Source organism: Chloroflexota bacterium (assembly GCA_035652535.1).
Lineage (GTDB): Bacteria > Chloroflexota > UBA6077 > UBA6077 > SHYK01 > DASRDP01.
In genome coordinates, this window is sequence record DASRDP010000036.1 from 52,173 (window position 1) to 76,468 (window position 24,296).

20 protein-coding genes are annotated in these 24,296 nt (G+C 66.2%); 13 read left to right on the forward strand and 7 right to left on the reverse strand.

What is annotated here, in order from left to right:
• Nucleotides 1-2 precede the first annotated feature (2 nt).
• From VFC51_04655 to VFC51_04680, 6 genes are all read right to left on the reverse strand, one after another.
• Nucleotides 3-860 (reverse strand): ABC transporter ATP-binding protein, encoded by an 858-nt coding sequence (locus VFC51_04655; protein ID HZT06297.1) that lies wholly within the window; start codon nt 858-860, stop codon nt 3-5.
• A gap of 129 nt (nt 861-989) precedes the next feature.
• A complete protein-coding gene (locus VFC51_04660) occupies nt 990-1,811 on the reverse strand; it encodes an ABC transporter permease (GenBank protein HZT06298.1) in 822 nt (273 codons plus the stop codon).
• A complete protein-coding gene (locus VFC51_04665) occupies nt 1,808-2,779 on the reverse strand; it encodes an ATP-binding cassette domain-containing protein (GenBank protein ID HZT06299.1) in 972 nt (323 codons plus the stop codon). Before VFC51_04665 ends, VFC51_04660 begins: the two co-directional genes overlap by 4 nt.
• Before the next feature lie 47 nt (nt 2,780-2,826).
• Nucleotides 2,827-3,087 carry a twin-arginine translocase TatA/TatE family subunit gene (gene tatA / locus VFC51_04670; protein ID HZT06300.1) on the reverse strand — a complete coding sequence of 87 codons (261 nt, stop codon included), beginning with the start codon at nt 3,085-3,087 and terminating at the stop codon, nt 2,827-2,829.
• A 53-nt stretch (nt 3,088-3,140) separates the two neighbouring features.
• Complete coding sequence (locus VFC51_04675) at nt 3,141-4,907, reverse strand: phosphoenolpyruvate carboxykinase (GTP) (protein ID HZT06301.1); 1,767 nt, start codon at nt 4,905-4,907, stop codon at nt 3,141-3,143.
• 98 nt (nt 4,908-5,005) lie between these two features.
• Nucleotides 5,006-6,592, reverse strand: a complete 1,587-nt coding sequence (locus tag VFC51_04680) for an FAD-dependent oxidoreductase (GenBank protein ID HZT06302.1) — start codon at nt 6,590-6,592, stop codon at nt 5,006-5,008.
• Here VFC51_04680 and VFC51_04685 point away from each other — a divergent pair.
• The 10 genes from VFC51_04685 (at nt 6,591) to VFC51_04730 (ending at nt 20,980) form a co-directional block, all read left to right on the forward strand.
• Nucleotides 6,591-6,815, forward strand: coding sequence for a hypothetical protein (locus tag VFC51_04685; GenBank protein ID HZT06303.1), 225 nt, complete (start codon nt 6,591-6,593; stop codon nt 6,813-6,815). The two genes, VFC51_04680 and VFC51_04685, sit on opposite strands and share 2 nt — an antisense overlap.
• 30 nt (nt 6,816-6,845) lie before the next feature.
• On the forward strand, nt 6,846-7,607 hold the full coding sequence (locus tag VFC51_04690; protein HZT06304.1) for an SDR family NAD(P)-dependent oxidoreductase: 762 nt from the start codon (nt 6,846-6,848) through the stop codon (nt 7,605-7,607).
• 135 nt (nt 7,608-7,742) lie between these two features.
• On the forward strand, nt 7,743-8,663 hold the full coding sequence (locus tag VFC51_04695) for a LysR substrate-binding domain-containing protein (protein ID HZT06305.1): 921 nt from the start codon (nt 7,743-7,745) through the stop codon (nt 8,661-8,663).
• A gap of 83 nt (nt 8,664-8,746) precedes the next feature.
• Entirely contained in the window at nt 8,747-9,502 is a 756-nt protein-coding gene (locus tag VFC51_04700) for a hypothetical protein (protein ID HZT06306.1), read from the forward strand.
• A gap of 271 nt (nt 9,503-9,773) precedes the next feature.
• Nucleotides 9,774-11,138, forward strand: coding sequence for a fibronectin type III domain-containing protein (locus VFC51_04705; protein HZT06307.1), 1,365 nt, complete (start codon nt 9,774-9,776; stop codon nt 11,136-11,138).
• A 252-nt stretch (nt 11,139-11,390) separates the two neighbouring features.
• Nucleotides 11,391-13,631 (forward strand): Ig-like domain-containing protein, encoded by a 2,241-nt coding sequence (locus VFC51_04710; GenBank protein ID HZT06308.1) that lies wholly within the window; start codon nt 11,391-11,393, stop codon nt 13,629-13,631.
• A gap of 174 nt (nt 13,632-13,805) precedes the next feature.
• Nucleotides 13,806-14,093 (forward strand): Asp-tRNA(Asn)/Glu-tRNA(Gln) amidotransferase subunit GatC, encoded by a 288-nt coding sequence (gene gatC, locus VFC51_04715; GenBank protein ID HZT06309.1) that lies wholly within the window; start codon nt 13,806-13,808, stop codon nt 14,091-14,093.
• Between the two features lies 1 nt (nt 14,094).
• A complete protein-coding gene (gene gatA / locus VFC51_04720; GenBank protein ID HZT06310.1) occupies nt 14,095-15,549 on the forward strand; it encodes an Asp-tRNA(Asn)/Glu-tRNA(Gln) amidotransferase subunit GatA in 1,455 nt (484 codons plus the stop codon).
• Between the two features lie 47 nt (nt 15,550-15,596).
• Nucleotides 15,597-17,048 carry an Asp-tRNA(Asn)/Glu-tRNA(Gln) amidotransferase subunit GatB gene (gatB, locus tag VFC51_04725; protein HZT06311.1) on the forward strand — a complete coding sequence of 484 codons (1,452 nt, stop codon included), beginning with the start codon at nt 15,597-15,599 and terminating at the stop codon, nt 17,046-17,048.
• A 260-nt stretch (nt 17,049-17,308) separates the two neighbouring features.
• Nucleotides 17,309-20,980, forward strand: a complete 3,672-nt coding sequence (locus tag VFC51_04730; protein ID HZT06312.1) for a DNA polymerase III subunit alpha — start codon at nt 17,309-17,311, stop codon at nt 20,978-20,980.
• On the opposite strand, the gene VFC51_04735 is transcribed toward VFC51_04730, so the two are convergent.
• Complete coding sequence (locus tag VFC51_04735; protein ID HZT06313.1) at nt 20,961-21,584, reverse strand: YfbR-like 5'-deoxynucleotidase; 624 nt, start codon at nt 21,582-21,584, stop codon at nt 20,961-20,963. The two genes, VFC51_04730 and VFC51_04735, sit on opposite strands and share 20 nt — an antisense overlap.
• 151 nt (nt 21,585-21,735) lie before the next feature.
• Here VFC51_04735 and accD point away from each other — a divergent pair, with 151 nt between their 5' ends.
• The 3 genes from accD to VFC51_04750 are packed head-to-tail and all read left to right on the forward strand — an operon-like array spanning nt 21,736 to nt 24,261.
• Entirely contained in the window at nt 21,736-22,641 is a 906-nt protein-coding gene (gene accD / locus VFC51_04740) for an acetyl-CoA carboxylase, carboxyltransferase subunit beta (GenBank protein HZT06314.1), read from the forward strand.
• The gene (locus VFC51_04745) at nt 22,638-23,471 is read left to right on the forward strand and encodes an acetyl-CoA carboxylase carboxyltransferase subunit alpha (protein HZT06315.1); all 834 of its coding nucleotides are present in this window, start codon (nt 22,638-22,640) and stop codon (nt 23,469-23,471) included. Before accD ends, VFC51_04745 begins: the two co-directional genes overlap by 4 nt.
• Nucleotides 23,464-24,261, forward strand: coding sequence for an alpha/beta hydrolase (locus VFC51_04750; GenBank protein ID HZT06316.1), 798 nt, complete (start codon nt 23,464-23,466; stop codon nt 24,259-24,261). Before VFC51_04745 ends, VFC51_04750 begins: the two co-directional genes overlap by 8 nt.
• Nucleotides 24,262-24,296: the final 35 nt, after the last annotated feature.

Genomic DNA, 24,296 nt, shown 5'->3' on the forward strand with positions numbered 1-24,296 from the left:
GATTACCTCCCCGCCTCTCGGCTCATCATCGCCATCGACTCCTCCTCAATGCTCGTCCAGATGGCGTCGGTGTACTGCAAGAACTCCTGCGCGCGCTTGATGCGCAACGGCCTCGGCCGCGGGAGTCCGACCTCGACGGTCTGCTTCAACTTTGCCGGCCGAGCTGTAAATACTACGACCCGGTCCGCCAAATAGACTGCCTCGTCGATGTCGTGGGTGATAAACAGCGCCGTCTTTCGGGATTGGGCCCAAATTTTCAGCAGCTCAGCCTGCATGAACTCGCGCGTCTGGGCATCCAGCCCACCGAACGGCTCGTCCAGGAGCAGCATCTGCGGATCAGTGGCGAACGCGCGCGCCAGGTTGACGCGCTGCTGCATGCCGCCCGACAGCTCGGACGGGTAGTGGTTCTCGAAACCGTGAAGCCCGACGAGGTCGATGCACGACTGCACGCGATCCCGCGCCTCAGCGCCGGAGACGCGACCCTGGATCTCGACGCCGTACATCACGTTGCTCCACACCGTCCGCCAGGGCAGAAGGCTCGGCTGCTGGAACACCATGGCCCGGTCGCTGCCCGGGGCCTTGATCGGCGCCCCGTTCAAGGTGAGGGAGCCACTGGTGATGGGGAGCAGCCCGTCGACGGCGTTGAGGAAGGTCGTCTTGCCACATCCCGAGGGGCCGACGATGGCGACGAACTCGCCTTCCGCCACGTCCAGGCTGACGTGGTCCACGGCGAGAAACGCCGAGTTGACCCGTTCCAGCCAGTAGTGGATCGTGACGTCGCGCGCCTGAAGCGCCGCCGACCTGCCCCACCCGGCGCTTCCGTTCGTCCCAGAGATCTTGAACTGCATATTGTTCGACACGTACGCCCCTCGTGCGTATACGTGCGCACTCTGGGCGTGCCTGGATTCTGTTCGTCAAAAAGGTTCGCTACGCCCAGTATCGAAATCATAAGCTGCGCAAAAAGACAGCGTCAATTGAGCCGATACCGGCTATTCCTGAACCTGGAACGCACGCACGGCCGGAACCAGCATCGCGGCGCCGAAGAGGGCAAGCACCGCGACTTCTTCCCCGATGGTCAACCCGTGCCCGAGCCACTCGATCCCCGAGGCTGCCTGTGCCGAGGCGCTCAGCGTCGCGCCCACGACTCGGCGCAGGGGGTCGACGCCGTATGCCACGGGATCGATGTGGGTGAGAACGGACAACCACGCGGGCGCCTGTTGCAGGGGAAAGAGCGCCCCGCTCAAGAAGAACATCGGCATGACGAGAAAGTTCATGACGACCTGGAAGCCCTCCATCGTCTTCATCCGTGCTGCGATGACGATGCCGAGGCTGGTCAGCGCGAAGGCGAGGAGCGCCATGATGGGGACCATCCGCAGCACCAAGTCCCAGGAGAGCGGAACCCCGGCCAGGGGGGCCAGGATGAGCAAGATGCTTCCCTGCATCACCGCCTGGCTCGCGCCGCCGAGCGCCTTGCCCACGGCCACGGACCAGCGGCTGACCGGCGCCACGAGCACCTCTTTCAGGAACCCGAACTCCCGGTCCCACACGATGCTCATCGCCGAGAAGACCGACGTGAAGAGGACCGACATGGCGATCACACCGGGGAACAGGAACGCCACGTAGGTGCCACCCTGCCCCAGCTGCGCGGCGCCGCCAACCGAACGGGAAAGGCCGGTCCCGAAAATGAACAGGTACAGCATCGGCTGCGCCAGCGCCGCCACAATTCGCATCCGGTCCCGCGTGAATCGCCGGACGTCGCGAAGCCAGATCACGTACACGCCGCGCAGGTCCGCGCGAATCTGCCGTGTCATCGCTGCATCCTCCCTGCCCACGCGCGCATCGCTTCCATGCCGGTCGCTTCCTGCTCCCGGATCGCGCGGCCGGTCAGCTTCATGAATACGTCGTCGAGGGTCGGGCGGCTCAGGCTGACCGCGCGGACCTTTCCGCCGAGCGCCCGAATGAGCCGCGGGATGAACTCTTCTCCGTGCACGACCTCCAGGCGAAGCTCTTCGCCGCGAGGCACAGCCTCGAGCTCGAACTGTTGCTGAATCTCCCGAATCGCTTGCTCATTGTCCGTCGTCGTTATGGTGATGATGTCCCCGCCCACCATCGCCTTCAGATTGTCCGGCGTGTCGAGCGCCACCAGGCTCCCATGGTCGATGACGCCGATGCGATCGCAGTACTCCGCTTCGTCCATGTAGTGGGTCGTGAGAAAGATCGTGAGGTCCTCGCGGTCGCGGAGGTCCAGGATGTACTCCCAGATGTGGCGGCGCGTCTGCGGATCGAGGCCGATCGTCGGCTCGTCGAGGAAGAGCACCCGCGGACGGTGGAGCAGGCCGCGGGCTATCTCCAGGCGGCGCCGCATACCACCCGAAAAGCTCCGCACGAGATCGTCCCGGCGGTCCCACAGCTCCACCATGCGCATCAATTGTTCCGCGCGCTCGCGGGCCTCCCGCCGTGGCACGTCATAGATGTAGGCGTGAAAGTCGAGATTCTCCAGGGCGGTGAGCTGAACGTCGAGCGTGGGGTCCTGGAAGATGAGACCGATGGACCGCCGAACCAGAGATGGCTGACGAACGACGTCGTACCCGTTGACGGTCACGGTTCCCCGCGTGGGTCGGAGGAGCGTGCACAGGATGCTGATGGTCGTCGTCTTCCCCGCGCCGTTGGGGCCGAGAAAGCCAAATACTTCGCCCGACCGGACCTGAAAGCTGACGTGGTCCACAGCGGTCAGCTCGCCAAACCGCTTGACGAGGTCCTCGACAGCGATCGCGTTCATTTGATCCTCAACCGCGACAGCCCAGGCCGGCGGTTGAGGGCTCCTCGCTAAACCGCTTTTCGAGCCTCGGCGATGAGCTGGTGGCCGCAGGAGCCGCAGAACCGGTCGCCCGGCTGCACCGGCGCGTGACACTGTGGGCAACCAGACGCCGGCGCGGCGGCGGGCGCTTCGTCTTCGTGCACGGCGCGGCGAAACTCGCGGATGCCCTGGCCAAGGGACTTGCCCGCGTCGGCGAGCTTCCCAGCGCCGAATAAGATCAGCGCGAGAAAGAGGACGATGATGAGCTCGGGCGCTCCGAGACTTGGCATTCCATGCCTCCCTGATTGGGTGCTTAAGTGTAGTTCCGCGACGGCAAACGGCGCTACTTCACGAGTGACGCCGTCAGGCCGAGGCGCGTGCTGAGCGCCCGGTGCTGCTCGCGAAGCTCCGCGGGAAGCTGTTCGCCAAACTGGGCCAGGAACGCCGCGTGGTCTTCAACCTCCGGCTCCCACGCGTCACGGTCCACCTCCAGGAGCGCGCGGACGCGGTCTGCCGGCAGCTCGAGCTCGTCGGCTCCGATGTCCGCCCCGTCCGGTACGAGCCCGACGGGTGTTTCCCGGGCGGCGCTCGTTCCGCGGCCGGTTACGCGCTCATAGATCCATCGTAGGACGCGCATGTTCTCGCCGAAGCCGGGCCAGACGAACTTGCCGTGCTCGTCGCGGCGGAACCAGTTGACCTGGAATATCTTGGGCGGATGGCTGGCGCGTTGGCCCATCTCGAGCCAGTGGCCCCAGTAATCGGCCATGTTGTAGCCGCAGAACGGAAGCATCGCCATGGGATCGTGCCGCAGGACGCCGACAGCGCCGGTCGCCGCCGCCGTCGTCTCGGATCCCATCGTGGCGCCCACGTAGACGCCGTGCTCCCATCCCAAGCTCTCAAAGACCAGCGGCACGGTCGTCGCTCGCCGTCCTCCGAACAGGATCGCCGAGATGGGCACGCCTTCGGCGTCTTCCCAGTGGGACGAGAGCACCGGATTCTGGGCAGCGGGGGCCGTGAACCGCGAGTTGGGATGGGCCGCCGGCGCGCCCGCCTGCGGCGTCCAGGGGTTGCCTTGCCAGTCGGTCAGGCGCTCGGGTACCGGTCCATCGATTCCCTCCCACCACACGCGACGGTCGTCAGTCATGGCGACGTTGGTGAAGATCGTGTTCGCGCGCACCGTCGCCATCGCGTTCGGGTTCGTCTGGAAGTTCGTGCCCGGGGCCACGCCGAAGTAGCCGCTCTCGGGATTGATCGCCCACAGCCGTCCGTCGGGGCCGACGTTGAGCCAGCAGATGTCCTCGCCGATCGTACGGACGGTCCATCCGTCGGCCTCAAAGGGCGAGCGCAGCATCGCCAGGTTGGTCTTGCCGCACGCGCTCGGGAACGCGCCGGCGACGTAGATCGGGTCCGAGTCCGGTGCGCGCAGCTCGAGAATCAGCATGTGCTCCGCCATCCATGCGCTGTCCCGGCCCATGACCGAAGCGATCCGGAGCGCGAAGCATTTCTTCCCAAGCAGCGCGTTGCCCCCATACCCGGAGCCGACACTCCAGATGGTGCGGTCTGCCGGGAAGTGGAGGATGAACCGACGATCCGGGGAGAGGTCACCGACCGAGTGAATGCCGGGCACCCATTCCTCATTTCCGTTCAGACGCTCCATGGCCGGCTGCCCCATCCGCGTCATGATTCGCATGTTGGCGACCACGTAGGGGCTATCGGTCACTTCGACCCCAACCTTGCTGTACGGTGAATCCACGGGGCCCATGATGTAGGGCACGACGTACATGGTGCGACCACGCATGGCGCCGTTGAAAAGCGGCCAAACGCGCTCGCGCGCCTCGCTTGGCGACATCCAATTGTTCGTTGGGCCGGCGTCCTCCTCGCGCTCGGAGCATATAAAGGTGAGGTGCTCCGTCCGGGCCACGTCGGTGGGATTGCTGCGATGCAGATAGCAGCCGGGATACGCCTGCTGGTTCAGCTGGATGAGCGTGCCGCTCTCCAGCATCTCCCCCACGAGCCGCTCATACTCGGCGTCGCTGCCATCGCACCACGCGATTCGATCCGGACGCGTCGTTTGGGCTACGCCATCTACCCACTGTTCGACGGATGACATCGTCGTCACCTCTCCCGCTCATCTTTGTCAGTATAGCGACGGCGGCGCACTCGCCCGACCCGAGCGCCGGATCTCGCATGCTACGGACGCCGGAGCGGCTACTCCCCGCGCTCTCGCGCCGCGTCGATGAGCACTTCCCGGAGCCCGGCCCAGTTCTTGGCCAGCACCGTGAAGTCGTCGCGCCCGAGCGTCAGGACGTTGACCGGGGACACTGCGCGCACGGTTGCGTTTCGCGTGCCCGCGTGAAGCAGGGCCAGCTCGCCGAAGTAGTCGCCCTGGCGCAGGTGGGTGATGGGGTGCTCGCTCCCGTCTTGAGCATAGCGCACAACTTCCACCTCGCCGGTCGTGATCACGTAGAACAGATCGCCGATATCTCCCTGTTGCACGATCACGTCGCCTGGCTCGTAGTGAGCGCGGCCCACGCGCTCTCCGCGGGCCAGGGGGAGCTGCGTGATGTCGCGCCCAAACAGGAGATCGAGAGTCCAGTCGAGCGCCACGCGCGCCTTCCGCGAGAGGCCGGGCAGCTTCGCGAGATAGACGGTGCGCCACATGAACCACGCGATGAAGCCCGCGATCCGGAACCGGAGGATCTCGGCGACCGCCGAACGGTGGCCCAGGGACACGAACTGGCCCAGCCCAGGAAAATCGAAGGAGCGTGGCGCATCACCCCGCAGGCGCGCCACGATGTTGCGCGCGACGAGCTTGCCTTCCCGCTGAGCGAACTGGGCCGTCGGCGGGGCGAGGGCTCCGGTCGCCTGGTTCGGGACCGCGGCGCAGTCTCCCAGCGCCCACACGTCCGGCCAACCCTCCACCTCGAGCGACGAGGACACGACGATGCGGCCGCGCTCGTCCTTGGAACATGGGAGCTTCCCGATGAGGGGATTCGTCGCGGTACCGATCGTGCATACGAGGGTGCGAGTCGCGATCGGGTCGGCGTCTTTGATGAGCGCCTCGTCCTCGGTCGCGCCGCCGAGCATGGTCTCGAGCCGCACCTCGATCCCGCGGCGCTCGAGATGCTTCAGAGCAAAGGCTGCCAGGTTCTCGTTCAGCTCCGGGAGGATGCGGTTTCCGGCATGGAGCAGAACGACGCGAATGTCGTCGGCCCGTACGCGGTGGTAATAGCGCCTCGTCTGGTGGACAAAGTCGTTCAGCTCCGCGACCATCTCGACGCCCGAGAAACCGCCCCCGGCGACGACAAAGGTCAGGAGCTCGCGGCGCCGCGCCGGGTCCGTTTCGACGTCCGCCTCTTCCAGCATGTTAATGATGTGATTCCGAAGGTAAAGCGCATCGCCGATGGTCTTCAGCCCGAGGGCGTGCTGGGCCATCCCCGTGAGCTCAGAGAAATTGGTGACGGCGCCAACAGCGACCACGAGCGTGTCGTAGAAGATCGGCGTGACCGCGCCGTGCGGTCCGTGGGACACGAAGACGGTCTTCTTGTCCAGATCGATCTGATCGACCAGTCCGAGGGTCACAGTCGCCCGCGGGCAGAGCTGGCGAATCGGGCTGAGGATGTGATGCGCCTCGATGCTGCCACCCGCCACTTCCGGCAGCATCGGGTGAAAAAGAAGAAAGTTGTCCCGGCTGACCATCGTCACATCCGCGTCGCGCACGGGGAGTCGGCGCTGCAGCTCCTGCGCGACTGCCACGCCCGCAAACCCGCCGCCGACGATGACGATGCGCGTCATGACGGTGCAGGATACGCCCCCGGAACGGCGAGTGCAACGGACGCTGGCAGAGCCGCCGAGACGGTGGGTTCAGGTCCCCTTGGATGCCACGAACGATTCGGTCCTGGCGACCGGTCAACCACAGCGGTTGGAGCTCCTTCTCTCGACGGCGCTGCCGCTGATCCCGCACTATTACACGCCGATCCTCACCGCACGTGTCGCGGACGTTCGACCAGGGGCGTGACAACTGAGCAGAGGCGTGGGAGGGGAAGCCATGGAGCTGGCATATCGGCGCGGTGACGAGCTTGAAGGGAAGGTCGCGCTCGTCGTCGGCGGGTCGCGAAACATCGGACGAGGCGTCGCCCGTGCCCTCGCCGCGGCCGGAGCCGGCGTGATGGTCAACGCCCGCACGTCAGAGGATGAGGCGCGGGCGACGGTCGATCTCATCCGGAGCGAGGACGGGCGGGCCGCATATCACCTGGCGGATGTGACCGATCCCGCAGCCGTCGAAGTCCTCATCGCGGACACTGTCCGTCACTTCGGCCGACTGGACATCCTCTCGATCAATCAGACGCTGCGCGCGAGCGCGCCCATCGAGCGCATCTCCTACGAGGAGTTCCGCCGGGTCGTCGCGGTGACCCTCGACGGCTCGTGGCTGTGCTGCAAGGCGGCCGTGCCCCACCTGACCGCGGCTGGCGGCGGAGCGATCGTCATGATGGGCGGGCAGGCGGCGATCACGGGCTCGCGCGCAGGCTCGCACGTCTCCGCCGCGAAGCACGGGCTCCTCGGTCTCACTCGGTCGCTGGCGAAGGAGCTGGCGTCCCGGCACATCACCGTGAACCTGATCCACCCCTATGCGATCGACACCCAGCGGGTGGCCGCGTCCGATCACCCCCACGAAAGCACCACCACGCCCATTGGCCGCATGGGCCGCGTCGAGGAGGTGGCCGCCCTCGTCCGCCACCTGTGCGGGCCGGCAGGCGGCTACATCACGGGCCAGAGCATCTTCGTCAACGGCGGCGCGTTCATCCCCTAATCAGGATCTCGATCCACTCCTGGGCGTAGGCACAGGGCAAAGAGCGGCGGGAGCTTGCGGGATCGTGACGGAAGGGCGCGAAGGCGGGAATATAATGAGCACACCCCGCCATCCCCCTGAGGTTGTGCACTGGCTATGACGGAGCTGAACTTTCACCAGCTCCGCATCTTTTACATGGTCGCGCAGCTCCGCAGCTTCTCGCGCGCTGCCCGCCAGCTGGCCATCTCGCAACCGGCCGTTTCCGCACAGGTCCGCCAGTTCGAAGAAGATCTCGGGCTGGTCCTCGTCGACCGCACCAAGCATCGGGTCGGGCTCACGGACGCGGGACGCTCGGTCGCCGCCTACGCCCAGCGGATCTTTGGCATGTCAGACGAGCTGGCCGCGACCATCGACCGGCTCCATCGGAACCTCGAGGGCCACCTCACCATTGGGGCCAGCCCCACCATTGGGGAATACCTTCTCCCGCAGTTCCTGGCGCAATACCGGAGACACTATCCGTCCGTCACCATTCGCGTCGATATCGCACCGACACGGGTCATCGGCGACCGCCTGCGCGCCCGCGAGCTGCAGCTCGGATTTGCTGTCAACCCCGAGCCATCCGACGAGTTCGAGGCTCGTCCATTTGCGTCAGACGAGCTTCTGCTCGTCGGCCCCCCGGGGCACCCGCTCCTCGGTGCGCAATCGGCCGGGCGGGCCGACCTGGCGGCCATGGAATTCGTGATGGGTCCCTCGACGTCGTCGCTTCGCCGGGCTGCCGAGGCGCGCCTCGCAGAGCTGAACGTCGCGCCGCGCGTCGTGCTCGAAGTCGGGTCGAGCCAGGCCATAAAGCAGGCGGTGATGGCCAACATCGGCGTCGGGGTGCTGTCCGAGGCGGCAGTCCGCCTCGAGCTGGAGATGGGGAGGCTCGGCAGCATTGGCCGGGGCGGTTTCAATTGCCAGCGTCAGCTGTGCGTGCTGGTCCCGAAAGCCGAAGAGATCGGCGAGACCGCGCGCGGCCTCCTGGAGATCGTGCTGCCGCAGCGCGCGGACGAGCGGGAGACTGGCGGCGATCTGTAACCGGGCGCAATCTTGGTAATAAATCTTGGTAATAATGGAGACGGCAATCGTCGGTCGCGGGCGACGCGCGGTGCGGAGGACCAGTGCAGCGACGGGTCATAGGCGATCCCAAGGCCGGGCTCACCCTCCGCATCTCCGAAACTCCGACGACGATGACCCTCGAGGCGCGGCCCGATCCCGTCATGCTGTACATCGTCCTCGCGGCAGCGGGCGCGGCCGGCCTCATCGGCACCCTGGCGTCATCACCGCCGGCTGGCGTGTTGAGCTTTCTCGCGCTCGTCTTCCTGTTCCTGCCATTAATCAGCGTGCTCGCCTTCAACGCGGTGCGGATTCGATGCGTCTCGGTCATCGACCGGGAGCGCGACACCCTGGAGATTCAGGAGCAATCGTATACGCGCCGCTCCCGGGACGTTCACCCGCTCGAGGATGTCGAGGGGGTCCAGGTGCGGAAGATGCCGCCGGGCCCGCTCTCAGGTGGCGCGTGGGCCTTCGGGCTCTTCCTGGTGCTGCGGGACGCGGATTACCTGGCCGCCTGGAGTAACAATGAGGTCACTATCGGTCAGGACGCGGCCCGCATCGCGCGCTTTCTCGACGTCCCGCTGGAGACGCCGGCGGACATCGCGGAGGCAGGCCGCAACAGAACGCGCGTCGTCCTGACAACCGGCATCCTGTACCTGATTCCGATCCTGCTTGCGATCTCGGCGCTCGCTTTCATCTCCCAGGACATGCCGGGCATCCAGCCTTCGCTCGCGGGCTTCCTCGGGGCGGTCATGATCTCCCAGGTTGGCGCGCTGCTCGCGTTCGGTTATTACCGCATGCGTCGGCCATACGAGACATAACGCATCCAGCGTCCATTCATTAGTCTTCACCGTCTGCAACCACTCCGGTAACCCTCACTGGTCATAACGATCGCCAAGCAGTCGCGTGAAGCAGTTCACGGCAAGTTGACACACGCGAAAAAGAGTGCAATACTCGTCTCAGGTCACTATTGCGGCGACCGCTCGGCCATGTGCCGGACCGTGCACGCTCTGATCCGAGGAGACGGTCCGATCGTTCCTCGGCACAGGCTAGTAGCCCGAGGAACCACCAAACAGGTGGAGGAATCACGCGATGGGTCTGAAATCCGCGTTTACCCCGCGTCTTATACCCGCAATCGCAGCAATCCTCGCACTCGCGCTCCCCGTCGCGCCGGCGATGGCGCAGTCGACCACCCTGATCTCCATCGATGCCCCGGCGGACGGCGCAAACGTCTCGAACGGGACACAGATCGATATCGGCGGGTGGGCAGTCGATACGGCCGGCCCGGGAACCGGCGTCGACATGGTGCGAATCTATCTCGACAACCGGATGGACAACAACGGCACGTTGCTCGGCAACGCAAACTACGGCGGAGCCCGAGCAGACGTTGCTGCTGCTCTCGGAAACACGGCCTACACCGACAGCGGGTTCGACTATCTTTGGACGCCGTCCGGCGTCAGCGGCGGCAGTCATACCATTTATGTCTACGCGCACTCGATCGCGAACGGCTGGGCCTACAAGACCGTCGCCATCAACGTCCAGGGACCGACGGCAGCGCCGGCCCGGACCGGTGGCGGTGGACCGGCCTACGGCGGCCAGTACGGCCCTGGTGGTCCGATGACTCCGTACGGCGGAAGCTATCTCAACACGAACTACGGCTACCCAGGATACGGCGGCTACGGCGGGTACGGTGGTGGCTACGGCTGCGCGCCGTACTATGACTACTACAGCCCCGTCTGCACCGGCTACGGCGCCTACGCGCCGCCGCCCCCCTACTATGGCGGCGGAATCCCGCCCTACGGAGGGTACGGCGCCGGAATCGGTTACCAGCAGACGGTCGTAGTCGTCGCCCCGCCCAGTGGAACGGTACTCCTTTCGTGGATCGCCAACCCGAGCGCGCAGTCGTACCGGATCTACCAGGCGACCGCTGCGCAGCCCGCGAACTTCACGGTCGCGATTACGGTGCCGCAGACCAGCGGGATCCTGGCGACGAACGGGACGGTAACGGGCCTCACGCCGGGCCAGACGTATTACCTTCAGGTTCGCGCGGTTGACCCGAACGGACTCGAGACCGTCGTGCCCGCCTACTCGAACACGGGATACGGGCTGGGGTACCCCGGTTATCCGGGCTACCCTGGTTACCCAGGCTATCCAGTTCCTGGCTACGGGACACTCCCCGCACCCACGGGCGTGACGGTAACTGGCATCACCGGCACCACAGCGACCCTGAGCTGGAACCCGGTGCCCGGCGCCATCAGCTACCGCGTTCTCCAGGCGCTCGGGACGAGCGGCGCATTCGTCCCCTCCGTCGTGAGCAACACGACCGCGACCAGCGCGGTCGTATCCGGCCTCTCCGTGAGCACCCAGTACAGCTTCGAGGTCATCGCGCTCGACGCCTTCGGGAACCAGAGCCCGCCATCGGCGCCGGTCACGGCGACGACGACCGCCGGTCCGTAACCGGCCGCAAGACGCAACGTCACAGAAGGAGAGGGAGCGGAGTTACCGCTCCCTCTCCTTCTGTATCACAAATTGTGCCATTCCCTTGATTTCCTGCAATAATGTCCCTCATGCGCTGCGCGCACCTTCGAGCGGAGGCTGCGCCGACGCTGTGGCGATCGGCAAATTTGATACGGCCGGTCACCCCGCGCGCGAGCCGCTCATTTGGGGAACGGCTCCGGGACCTGGAACCAATCCGTGGAGGGACTGTCCATGACCGCGCACTCGTTTCTCACTCGATGGAGCGTTTCGGCCGCTCTGCTCGCCGTCGCCGCCGTGCTGGCGCAGTCGGCATCGTTCGGGCTCCCGAGTGATATTGCCGTCGTTTCCGCCCAGGGGTGTTCGCCCCAAATTGGGATCGACTCGCCGGCCACCGGCGACACCGTGTCTGGCGTGACGACGTTCAGCGGCTGGGCAGTCGACCTTTCCAGCCCGGCTGGCAGCAGCGGCGTCGATTCGGTGCGCCTCTATCAGGACGCACCCCCGGAGGAGGGCGGGACGGGCCTCGCCGTCGCAACCATCGGCATCCCGCGGCCGGACATCGACGCGGCCAACGGCCTCACGAACTCCATGTCCGGATGGAGCGCCGACGTTGACTTCTCGAACTCACCGAGCGAAGACGCGACGATCTACGTCTACGCGCACACGCTGTGCGGGTGGACGTATGCGACCCAGGCCGTAACCATCAGCGGATCGAGCAATGCCGGCGCTCCTGCGCCGTCGGCGATCTCGATCTCCCTCGACTCGCCGTCCGCCGGCGCCTCCATCACCGAGGGACAGACGCTGGACGTTGCCGGTTGGGCGGTTGATACCGCGGGGGCCGGAACCGGCGTCGACTCCGTGAAGCTCTACCTCGACGGCCCCGCCGACGGCGGCGGCCGGCCGCTCGGGTTCGCCGTGTACGGCAAGGCTCGCCCGGACGTCGCCGCGTCTTCCGGGAACCCCGATTGGACTCGCTCCGGCTTCGACCTGTCGTGGGCCGTCTCCAACGTTTCCCCCGGTTCCCACGTGCTGTACATCTACGCCCACTCCATCGACAGTGACCAGTGGGACTACACGACGCTCCCGATCGTGGTCGGCGGCGGCGCAACCTCCGCCGGCGCGTACCCCGGCTCCAATCCGGCCATCAGTCAAGGGGCTGGCGCCACGAGCGCCAACGCGGTCATCAGGGTCGAATCTCCGACGGGGGCAGTCAACGGCCCGACCGTGCTCAGCGGCTACGCCGTGGACTGCGGCACGGGAAGCCCGCCCGCGGACGTTCGCGTCTACTCCGGCACCAACACGAGCGGCAAGCTTCTGGGCACGGCGATCATCACCGGCGCGCGGGACCTGAGCAGCGTCTGCTCGACGGGCGTCAGTGGATCCGCCACCATCGGATTCAGCTTCAACCTCGACCCGTCCACGCTCACGCCAGGCTCCCAGGCCGTGACGGTCGTCGCGGACACGACGGCCGGACCGGTGGCGAGCACCGTCAACCTCGCAGGCGGAAACACCTCGGCGGGAACCGGCGGCGGAACGAACACCACCGCGCGCTGCTCGTCCGGCAGCTCCTCAGCCGGCTACAACCCGTTCGTCCTCCTCGGATGCTCCAGCTCCTCCAGCTCCTCCAGCGCGTCCACCTCCGCCACCCAGAACTCGTCTGGCGCGCAGTACAACCCGAATGGCCAGGGAACGACGCAGTACAACTGCAATCCCAACTACTCCGGCCAGCAGCAGGGGTATCCCTACGCGAACCAGTACCAGAACCAGGGATATCCCAACAACGTGCCCTGCACGTCGAATACCACGGCCAGTAGCCCGATGAACTGCAACCCCAGCTATCCCAATCCAAACCCATCGTATCCGAACAACGTGCCCTGCACGGTTTACAACAGCGGAACAAACGCGACATACAACAATAATGGGTACAACTCATATACCGGCGCCTATAGCTCGACGAACCCATACACACCTCCCAGTTACAATACGACCTATCCGTACGAATCGACCACCAATTACAACTATGGAACAAACGGATACAACTATCAGTACGGCACAAACGGATACAACTACGGATATCCGAATGGGTATAACGGATACGGTGGTTACAACAATTACAATTACGGGAACAACTACGGCTACAATCCCGGCTATAACTACGGATACGGCTACAATCCTAGCTACAACCCCGGATACAACTACGGCTATAATTACGGCTACAATCCGGGCTATACGTCCAATCCCTACGCATATGGTGGTTCTGGCTACGGTTACGGCTACAACGGTGGCTACGGCACCGGAGCCGGCAACTTCGCCACGCTTCCACCCGGCTACAATTACATCTACGCCGGAAACGCCGGCGGGCCCAGCTACGGCCAGCCGTACGGATACGGCTACGGTGGGTACCCGGGCGGGTACGGCTACGGTGGATACGGATACGGCGGATATCCCGGCGGGTACGGATATCCCTACTGAACGCGTGACGACTCGAGAGTGGGCGCTGCCCGCTCTCGAGTCGAACTCCGACCAGCCAACCAGAGGGTCGGCCCGAGCGCTCGGGCCGACCCTCTCGCGCACGGGGGTACGCCGCGGCTGCGAAGCCACTCCGTGAGACGGGCTATAATCCGGTCCCAACCACTGGAGAGTCGCATGGCGATCAGTCTAGAGGACGTCGAGCACATCGCCCATCTGGCCCGGCTCGGCATCAGCGACGACGAGAAGCGGACCTTTCGCGAACAGCTCTCCGCGATTCTCGAGCACATGCGGACGCTCACCGAGCTGGATACCTCCGGCATCCCCCCGACCGCGCAGGTGATCCCCCTGCGGAACGTCATGCGCGATGACGAGGTGCGTCCGTCGCTTCCGCGGGAGGACGTCCTGCGCAACGCGCCGGACCGAGAAGGCGAATTCCTCCGCGTTCCGCCCGTCCTGGACTAGCGTGGAAGCATACGACCTCAATATCCAGGAAGCGCGTGAGGCGCTTCGGACGGGCCAGATCTCGTCCGTCGAACTGACCGAGGCCTACCTCGACCGCATCGCGCGCTTCGATCGCTCGGTGCAGGCGTTTCTCGCCGTGACGGCGGACCGCGCCCGGTCCGACGCTCGCCGCGCCGACGAGCGGATTCGCGCCGGGGAAGATGGCCCGCTGCTCGGGGTTCCCCTCGCCTTGAAGGACATCTTCTGCACGAATGGCATCGAAACAACATGCGCGTCACGCATCCTCAAGGGGTTCGTGCCCCCCTTCGATGCGACCGTCGTGGCTCGGCTGGGCGCGGCGGGCGCAGTGCTGCTGGGGAAGACCAACATGGACGAGTTCGCCATGGGCTCGTCCACCGAGAATTCCGCCTTCATGAGCACCCGAAACCCCTGGGACCTGGAGCGCGTGCCCGGCGGCTCCAGCGGCGGTTCGGCCGCGGCCGTGGCGGCGAGGATGGCGGCCGGTGCATTCGGCACGGACACCGGCGGCTCGATCCGACAACCAGCCGCCTTGTGTGGCGTCGTCGGGATCAAGCCGACGTATGGTCGCGTATCCCGATACGGGGTCATCGCGTTCGCGTCGTCGCTCGACCAGGTCGGCCCGTTCGCGCGTACCGTGGCCGACGCCGCCACGCTGCTCGCCGCTGTCGCGGGCAGCGATCCATACGATTCGACGTCGCTCCCCAACCCGGTGCCCGACTATCAGGCCGCGATGGGTCGCGACCTGCACGGCGTCCGCGTGGGCGTCCCCGACGAATACTTCGTGCGCGGGATCGAGCCGGGCGTCGAGGCCTCCGTGCGGCAGGCCATCGACACCCTCGCCGAGCTGGGAGCCGACGTCGGTCCGGTGTCGATGGGGCACACCGCCTATGCCCTCGCCACCTACTACCTCATCGCCCCGGCCGAGGCCAGCGCGAACCTCGCGCGTTACGACAGCGTCAAATATGGCTACCGCGCGCCAGGTGTCACCAGCACGCTCGACGCGTACCTGCGCACCCGCGCCGATGGCTTCGGCCCCGAGGTCAAGCGGCGCATCATGCTGGGCACCTACGCGCTCTCGGCCGGCTATTATGATGCCTTTTATGTCAAGGCTCAGAAGGTCCGCACCCTGATCAAGGCAGATTTCGACAACGCCTTCGCGGACTTCGACGTACTGGTGGCGCCGACCTCTCCCAGCGTCGCCTTCCCTCTCGGCGCCAAGACCCAGGACCCGCTGGCGATGTACCTGTCGGACGTGTGCACCCTCCCGGTGAGTCTGGCCGGCCTTCCGGGTCTCAGCATGCCGTGCGGCCTCTCCGACGGCCTACCGGTCGGCCTGCAGATCATCGGGCCCGCGCTCGGCGAAGAGACCATCTTCCGTGTCGCCGCCGCCTACGAGCGAGCGCGGGGGCCCTTTCCGGCGCCGTCCCTTTCATAACGGGGCTATTCTCCGTCCACAAGCCCGGCGGCTACAATAAGGAGCGCATGGCAAGAGCAACGTATGAGCCGGTGATCGGGCTCGAGACGCACGTCCAGCTCCAGACCAAGAGCAAGATGTTTTGCGCCTGCAGCGCCGACTACGCGGGCGCAGAGCCTAACACCCACGTCTGCCCCATCTGCATGGCGATGCCGGGCACGCTCCCGGTCATGAATCGCCGCGCCGTCGAATACGCCTTTCTCACCGCGCTCGCCCTCAACTGCGAGATCCCCGAAGCCAGCAAGTTCGATCGCAAGAACTACCCGTACCCCGATCTCATGAAGGGCTACCAGATCTCCCAGTACGACCTGCCCTTCAGTTCCCACGGGCACCTGACGGTCGACGTGGATGGCGAGTCGCACCGGGTCGGGATAACGCGCGCGCACCTGGAGGAAGACACGGCCAAGCTCCTCCACCGAAGGAATGGCGAATCGACATACAGCCTCATCGACGTGAACCGGGCTGGCGTGCCGCTGCTGGAGATCGTCAGCGAGCCCGACATCCGGACGCCGGCCCAGGCGCGGGCCTACCTGCAGAAGCTGCGGCTCATCGTCCAGACCCTCGGCGTGTCGACGGGGAACATGGAGGAAGGGGCGATGCGCTGCGACGTCAACGTGTCGCTGCGTCCGATCGGCTCAGCCGCCTTTGGCACGAAGGTCGAGGTCAAGAACCTGAACTCGGCGCGCTCCGTCCAGCGGGCCCTGGAGTACGAGATCGACCGCCAGACGGAGCTCCTCGACCGCGGCGAGCGAGTCATCCAGGAGACCCGAGGCTTCGACGAGGATCGCGGGATCACCGTTTCGCAGCGGTCCAAAGAAGAGGCCCACGACTATCGCTACTTCCCGGAGCCCGACCTCCCGCCGGTCTTCATCTCCCGCGAGTGGGTCGAGGACCTGCGCGGCCGCCTTCCGGAGCTCCCCGACGCCAAACGCGACCGGTACTGCGAGCAGTTTGGGCTCAGCCGGTACGATGCCGTGCAGCTCACCTCGTCCGTGGCGGTCTCGAGCTACTTCGAGCGCGCCGTCGCCGCGTACCAGAAGCCGAAGGTCCTCGCCAACTGGATCCACGGCGAGCTGTTCCGCATTCTGAACGACACGGGGATCGACCTCGAAGCTTCAGCCGCGACGCCCCAAGCGCTCGTAACCGTCCTCGGACTCCTGGACGCGGGCACCATCACGCAGGCCGTGGCCAAGCAGGTATTTGAGGAGAGCGTCAAGACGGGGGCGGATCCGGAGCGCATCGTCTCGCAGCGCGGCCTGACCCAGATTCGCGATACGGCGGCGCTGGAGCAGGCGGCGGCGGACGCCATCGCCGAGAACCCGCAGGCGGTCGCCGATTACCGCGCCGGCAAGCAGCAGGCGATCGGCTTCCTCACGGGCCAGGTGATGAAGGCGACGCGCGGCAAGGCGAACCCCACGGCCGTCACCGAGATCCTCCGAAGGCGCCTCGACCAGGGCTAATCAGCCCATCGTTTCCTCTTTCGGGTCCAGGCTGCGCCGGCCTCGCCGCCGTCGTGGCGCACGGGCAGCTCCAGCGGGCGGACGTTCGGGGCTAACAAATTTGAGACCTCGCTGGCCTCTCTGTCACCACCGCACGCGGCATGGCGCGCTATGATGGGTCCGTCCAACAGACACCTGTTCTACGAGATCGATGCGCGTCTGCCGGCCGCGAGCAGGCTCTCACCATCGCGGCGCGCCGAACGCGGTGAGGAGTGCGCCCAGTGGCGATCAACTTCACACACCTCCACGTCCACTCGGAATACTCCCTCCTGGATGGCTACTCGCGCATCCCCGAGCTGGTTGAGGAGGCCAAGCGCCACGGCATGAGCGCCCTGGCGCTAACAGACCACGGTGTTCTCTATGGTGCGCTGGAGTTCTACGAGGCCGCGCGCGCACAAGGCCTCAAACCGATCATCGGCGTCGAGGCCTACGTCGCCGCCCGACGACTCACCGACAAAGAGGCGCCCGACCGCGCTTCGGCCCACCTCGTCCTCCTCGCACAAAACGAGACCGGCTACCGAAACCTCCTGGCCCTCACGACCCGGGCCCACCTGGACGGCTTCTACTACAAGCCGCGAATCGACCACGAGCTGCTGGCCGAGCATTCGGACGGGCTGATCGCGCTCTCCGGTTGCGCGTCGGGAGAGGTCGCGTGGGCCCTGCGCCACGACAACGACACCGCCGCGCGCAAGGCCGCGGCCTTCTACCGTGATCTGCTGGGCCCCGAACACTACTACCTCGAGCTGCAGGACCACGGCCTCGACTTCCAGCCAGCCGTGAATCGCCGAGTGCTCGAGCTGGCGCGCGAAATGGACCTCAAGGTCGTGTGCACGAACGACTCGCACTTCACGCGGCGCGAGGACAGCGCCGGGCAGGACCTGCTGCTGTGCATCCAGACCAATGCGCAGGTCGACGATCCCAAGCGGATGAAAGCCTACACGCCGGAGCACTTTCTCAAGAGTCCGTCCGAAATGTTCGCGGTATTCGGCGCCGAGCGCCCGGACGCGCTTGCCAACACCATGGCGATCGCCGAGCAGTGCGACCTCGATCTGTCGTTCGGACGGCTGGACTTTCCTCGGCTCCACTTCGTGCCGGACGGCGAATCCCCGTTCGATTTCCTCAGCCGCATGTGCTGGGAGAACCTGCCTCGGCGATACGAGCGCGTGACGCCCGACATCGAGGAGCGCTTGCGGTACGAGCTGGACGTCGTTCGGACCACCGGGTTCGCCGCCTACATCCTCTTCGTCTGGGACTTCACCGATTTCGCGCGCCGCCAGGGTATTCTCTGCGGGCCGCGCGGCTCTGCGGCCGGCTCGATCATCCTCTACTGTCTCGGCATCACCACCATCGACCCGATCGCGAACGGCCTCACCTTCGAGCGGTTCTTGAACCCCGAGCGCATCCAGATGCCCGACATCGACATGGACTTCGCCGATAGTCGCCGCGACGAGGTGATCGAGTATGTGGCGCAGCGCTACGGCCGCGACCACGTGGCCCAAATCGTCACGTTTGGGCGGCTTCTCGCCCGGGCCGCGATCCGCGATGTCGGGCGCGCCCTCGGATACCCGCTGACCGAGGTCGACCGCGTCGCCAAGCTCATCCCCGCGATCCCGATCGGGATGACCCTGGACCGCGCCCTGGCAACGACGCCCGAGCTGAAGCAGCTCTACGACGAGCAGGAGCACATTCGGCGTCTCATCGACTCGGCACGCCAGGTGGAGGGCATCACCCGCCACGCGTCGACGCACGCGGCGGGCATCGTCGTGTCCGGCGAGCCGCTGGTCGAGCACGTCCCGCTCCAGCGCGGCGCGCGGGGCGAGAACGTCATCATGACCCAATACGAGATGCACGCCCTCGAGCACATCGGGCTGTTGAAGATGGACTTCCTCGGCCTCACGAACCTCACCCTCCTCGAGAACGCCCTCGACGTGATCCAGAAGACGCGCGGCGTGAGGCTCGACCTCCAAAGCCTGCCCCTCGACGACCAGGAGACGTTCCAGATGCTCTCCAACGGGGACTCCACGGGCGTGTTCCAGCTCGAGGGCACGGGTATGCGCCGAACCCTTCGCGAGTTCCGGCCGACATCCGTCGACCATTTGGCCGCCATCGTCGCCCTCTATCGCCCGGGTCCCATGGCGCACATCCCCACGTACGTGGCGGCGAAGGACGGCCGGCGCCCCATCACGTACCTCCACCCAAAGCTCGAGCCGATCCTCAAGGGGACCTACGGCGTCATCGTCTACCAGGACCAGGTGCTGCAGATCGTCCAGGCCATCGCCGGGTTCAGCCTGGGGCAGGCGGACGTCCTCCGCCGCGCCATGGGGAAGAAGATCGCCGAGGAGATGAAGGCAAACCGCGACCGATTCGTCGGGGGCGCCGAGCGCAACGGCGTGGAGCCGGAAGTGGCGGCGAAGATCTGGGAGTACATCGAGCCCTTCGCCGGTTACGCGTTCAACCGAGCCCACGCCTACTGTTACGCCTACATCGCCTACCAGACCGCGTATTTGAAGCGCCACTACCCCGCCGAGTACATGGCGGCGATGCTGAGCACCCAGTCCGACGATACCGACAAGGTGATCGCGGCAGCGGGCGAGTGCCGGCGGCTGGGCATCCCGCTCCTCCCCCCCGACGTCAACCGAAGCCAGGTCGGGTTCTCCGTGGAGGGTCCCGAGGCGGGTGACCCCCTCGGCCACGAGGAGTCGCTGCGTGTTCTCTTCGGGCTGGGTGCGGTGAAGAACGTCGGATCCAGCGCCGCGCAGACGATCGTGGCCGAGCGCGAGGCCCATGGACGGTACGCGTCCCTGGACGATCTGTGCCAGCGGGTGGACCTCAGGGTCGTCAACAAGCGCGTGCTCGAGGCTTTGGGTAAGGCGGGGGCATTGGACGCGTTCGGGCCGCGCGAGCGGATCATGGCGGCGCTGGACCGGGCCATGGCGGCGGGTCAGCTCGCCCAGCGCGCGGCCGAGATCGGCCAGGGGACCCTGTTCGGGCCGGAGCCACTTGCTGCCGGCGGGTCGCTTCTGCCGGATGCCCCGCCGATCCCCGACCAGCAGCGGCTCGCGTGGGAGAAGGAGGCGCTCGGGTTCTTTCTCTCCAGCCATCCCTTCGAGCGAGCCGCGCGGCACCTCCATTCGACCGTGACGGCGAATACCAGCCAGGTCACCGACGAGATGAACGGGGAGCGAGTCACACTGGCCGGCGCCATCATGTCCATCCGCCGGGTGGTGACCAAAAAGCAGGAATCCATGGTGGTCGCGCGGATCGAGGACCTTCACGGCGGCATCGAGGCCGTCGTGTTTCCGCGCGCCTACGCCCTCAACCCCGAGATTTGGCGCGAGGATGCGATCGTGGTGGTACGTGGCCGCGTCGCGGTGCGCCGGGTCGAATCGCAGTCCGAGGAGGAGACGCGAGGAATTCCGGAGATCCTGGTCGATACGGCCGACGAGTGGGTCTACGACCCTGGTGCGGACGAGTCACTGCCGACGAGCGACGACCCCGTGGCGTCGCTCCAGCCCGAATTGGCAGGCTCGGATCCTGCCGCGGACCCCGTTGCCGCCGATCCACCCGATGTCGCGGGACCAGCGCTCGACGGCGCCGTCTGCTCCGAGAGCGACGACGCGGCGGCCTCGGAGCCCGCGCGCCAGCGGAGCGTGGTCATCACTTTTCGCGCGACAGCCGACCGCGAGGCCGACCTCAAGCGGCTGCGCCAGCTTCAGCAAACCCTGGCGGTGTTTCCCGGGCCGGACGCAATCGAGATCCACTTCCTCGAGCGCGATGCCTGTCGACGCCTTGTGGGCGAGTCGCTTTCTGTCGCCTTCAACCCGACCTTTCAGCGCGAGGTCGAATCGATCCTGGGCGACGGAAGCGTGCGCGTCACCGAGCAGCCGGTGTGACGGCCCAGGTCGACTCCCACTCGTCACGGGAGTCCACCGGGCCGTCGATGATGCCCGCCGCGATTCGATCGCGGACCAGCGGCCACCAGTCGTACGGGATCGACCCGATGAGCCAGACAAACCGTCGATAGATCGGATCCATGAACTGATTGCCCATCCGGAGCTGCTCCTTCGAGTAGGCAAGCCCGGCCAGCTTGTCCGCCACTGACACGATCTGGCCCTCGAGCGAGCCAGCATTATGGGCGCGCCACAGCTCGATGTAGTAGGCTGCCAGATCCGCGGGAAGGGACTCAAAGACCTGATCGATCGCCTTGTCCGTCAAGCGCTTCAGCAGCTCCACAAACTCAGGGTCCGAATGCTTGAAGGTGCTGATGATGTCGCCGCTGATGGCTTCCTCGTAGTCATGGATCATGGCGAGGTCCACCGCGCACAGCGTATCAACGGGGCGGCCCGCTTGTTCCAGCGCGTGACAGATGATGCGCGTGATCATCGCGACGAAGTGCGAGTGCTCGGCGACGGACTCCTGCGTAAAGGTCGGCGTCGTGTGGTAGCGTTTGATGTGCGCCGCCGAACGATTGAGAATGAAGCGCGAGATGCTTTCCATCACAGCCCCCCGATCGGACCATCGGCGAGTCAATTCTATCGTGACCGACCCTTGATGACGCGAGCGCACGCGCATCGGTCCTTGATGTCACCACGCGCACGCGTCGATAATCCCCGATGACCTCCGTCCTATCGCTTTAGGATGTTCCCCCATGATCCAGAACATCTTTCACCGCCACCGCGAGCTTCCGGACGACCTTTGGGTTCGGTGCGGCGGCTGCCACGAGCTGATCTATCGCGGAGAGTTCGAGAACAATCTCCAGACCTGCGCCAAATGCGGCCACCACGCGCGCCTATCGGCAACCGAGCGCATCGGGATGCTGGCCGACGCGGAGAGCTGGACGGAAGAGGACGCCGGCGTCCTCCCGGCGGACCCGCTGGAGTTCGTCAGTCTCGACCAGCCGTACGCGGGCAAATTAGCCGAAACGCAAGCGAAGACCAACCTCGAAGAGGCAGTGCTGACGGGTACCGCGCGCATCGAGGGCAACCCAGTTCGGCTTGCTGTGTGCGATTTCGCATTCCTGGGTGCGAGCATGGGCTCGGTCATGGGCGAGAAAATCGCGCGCGCTGCCGAGCGCTCGCTGGCGGACCACCGGCCGCTCGTTTTGGTCACATCCTCCGGTGGGGCACGGATGCACGAGGGCATCTACTCGCTCATGCAGATGGCCAAGACCGCGGGAGCCCTGAGGCGCCTCGGCGATGCGCGCGTTCCTTGCTTTACTGTTTTGACGGACCCGACGACCGGCGGCGTGACGGCCAGCTTTGCCAGCCTGGGCGACGTGATCCTCGCGGAGCCGGGCGCTCTGATCGGATTCGCAGGGCCCCGCGTGATCGAGCAGACGACGAAGCAGAAGCTGCCCCCGGGAGCCCAGCGTCCGGACTTTCTCATGAAGCACGGGATGATCGACGCCATCGTGCATCGGCGGGAGCTCCGCGGAACGCTCGCCAAGCTCCTGCGCCTCTACCGATCGGTCTCGTGTGTACCCGACGAGGCAGCCGCGAAGCAGCCACGCGTGCCCCGGGGAAGCCGCGCCAAACGCGGAGCCGCCGCACCGTGAGCGCAGACGACGCATGGGCGGTCGTCACGCGCGCCCGCGATGCGAACCGTCCCTTCATGCTCGACTACGTGGCGATCGTCTTCTCCGAGTTTTTCGAGCTGCACGGCGACCACCAGTTCGGCGACGACGCGGCCGTCGTCGGAGGGGTCGCGTCTTTCGACGGGCGGACGGTGGCGGTACTCGGCCACCAGAAGGGTCGGACCACGCAGGAGCGCCTGAACCGACGCTTCGGAATGGCGCGGCCGGAGGGATATCGCAAGGCGCTGCGCCTCATGCGCCACGCAGAGAAATTCGGCTTTCCGCTGATCTCATTCATCGATACGCCGGGCGCGGATCCCAGTATCGAGGCTGAGGAGCGCGGCCAAGCCTGGGCCATCGCCCAAAACCTGGCGGAGATGATCGCTCTCCGCGTTCCGACCGTGGCGCTGGTGATCGGAGAAGGGGGGAGCGGCGGCGCGCTGGCGATCGGCGTCGCCGATCGGCTGCTCATGCTGGAGAACGCCACCTATTCAGTCGTGTCGCCCGAGGGGTGCGCGTCGATCCTTTGGAATGACGCCGCCCTGGCCCCCCAGGCCGCTGCGGCGATGAAGCTCACGGCGGCGGACGTGGCGCGCGCAGGCATCGCCGATGCCATCATTCCCGAGCCCGAAGGCGGCGCTCAGGCCGATTATGCGCAAGCCGGCGCAGCGGTACGCGACGCCATCGGCGTGGCGCTCGCCGATCTCGACGCTCGATACCGCCGAAACGGCGTCCTGGACATCGACCGGCTCGTCGCGGACCGATACGAAAAGTACCGCCGCATCGGCGTGGTCGTGGAGCAGCATGGCTGAGGCGGCCAAGGCGGTGGAGGCCCACGCGGACCTCCCCGGCGTTCGACTGTGGTATCGCGACACCGGCGGGTCCGGCGCGCCGGTCATCCTCATGCACGCCAACACAGGCAACAGCGATAGCTGGGGGCCCAACATTCCGGCGCTCGTCGGCGCCGGGTATCGCGCAATCGCCTTCGATCGACGTGGATGGGGGCGAAGCGTGGCGCAACCGGAGTCAGGTCCCCAGCCCGGCACCATCGCCGATGACCTCCACGGTCTGGTCGACCATTTGCGTCTCGTCACCTTCCACCTCGTCGGCATCGCGGGTGGCGGCTACGCTGCCTACGATTACGCCATCGGGCACCCGGAGCGCCTGCGCAGCCTGGTGGTCGCGGCAAGTGGTGGCGGGATCCCTGAGAGCGACTACGCACGGGAGTACGGCCGCGTTCGTCTGCCCGGTTTTCCGGATTGGCCAGCCCAGTTCCGCGAGGTGAGCCTCGACTACCTGGCGACGAATCCAACGGGCCTCCAGGCCTGGCTGGAAATCCACGGGCGCTCGCGCCAGCCGGGCGCCCCGGCGCAGCCGACCCGCAACAGCATTACCCTGAAGCGACTGGAAACGCTCCGCATCCGCACGCTGCTCATCGCCGCGGACAACGACCTCACGACGCCCCCGTACGTCATGCGGATGCAGGCGGGGCACCTGCCCGACGCGCGCTTTCTGCTGATCCCGGACGCGGGCCACTCGGTCAACTGGGAGCAGCCGGCGGCGTTCAACGATGCGCTCCTCGAGTTCCTCGGACGCGGTTGAACGCCGCCAGCGCGGGGAGTATCGGCAGCGGGAGC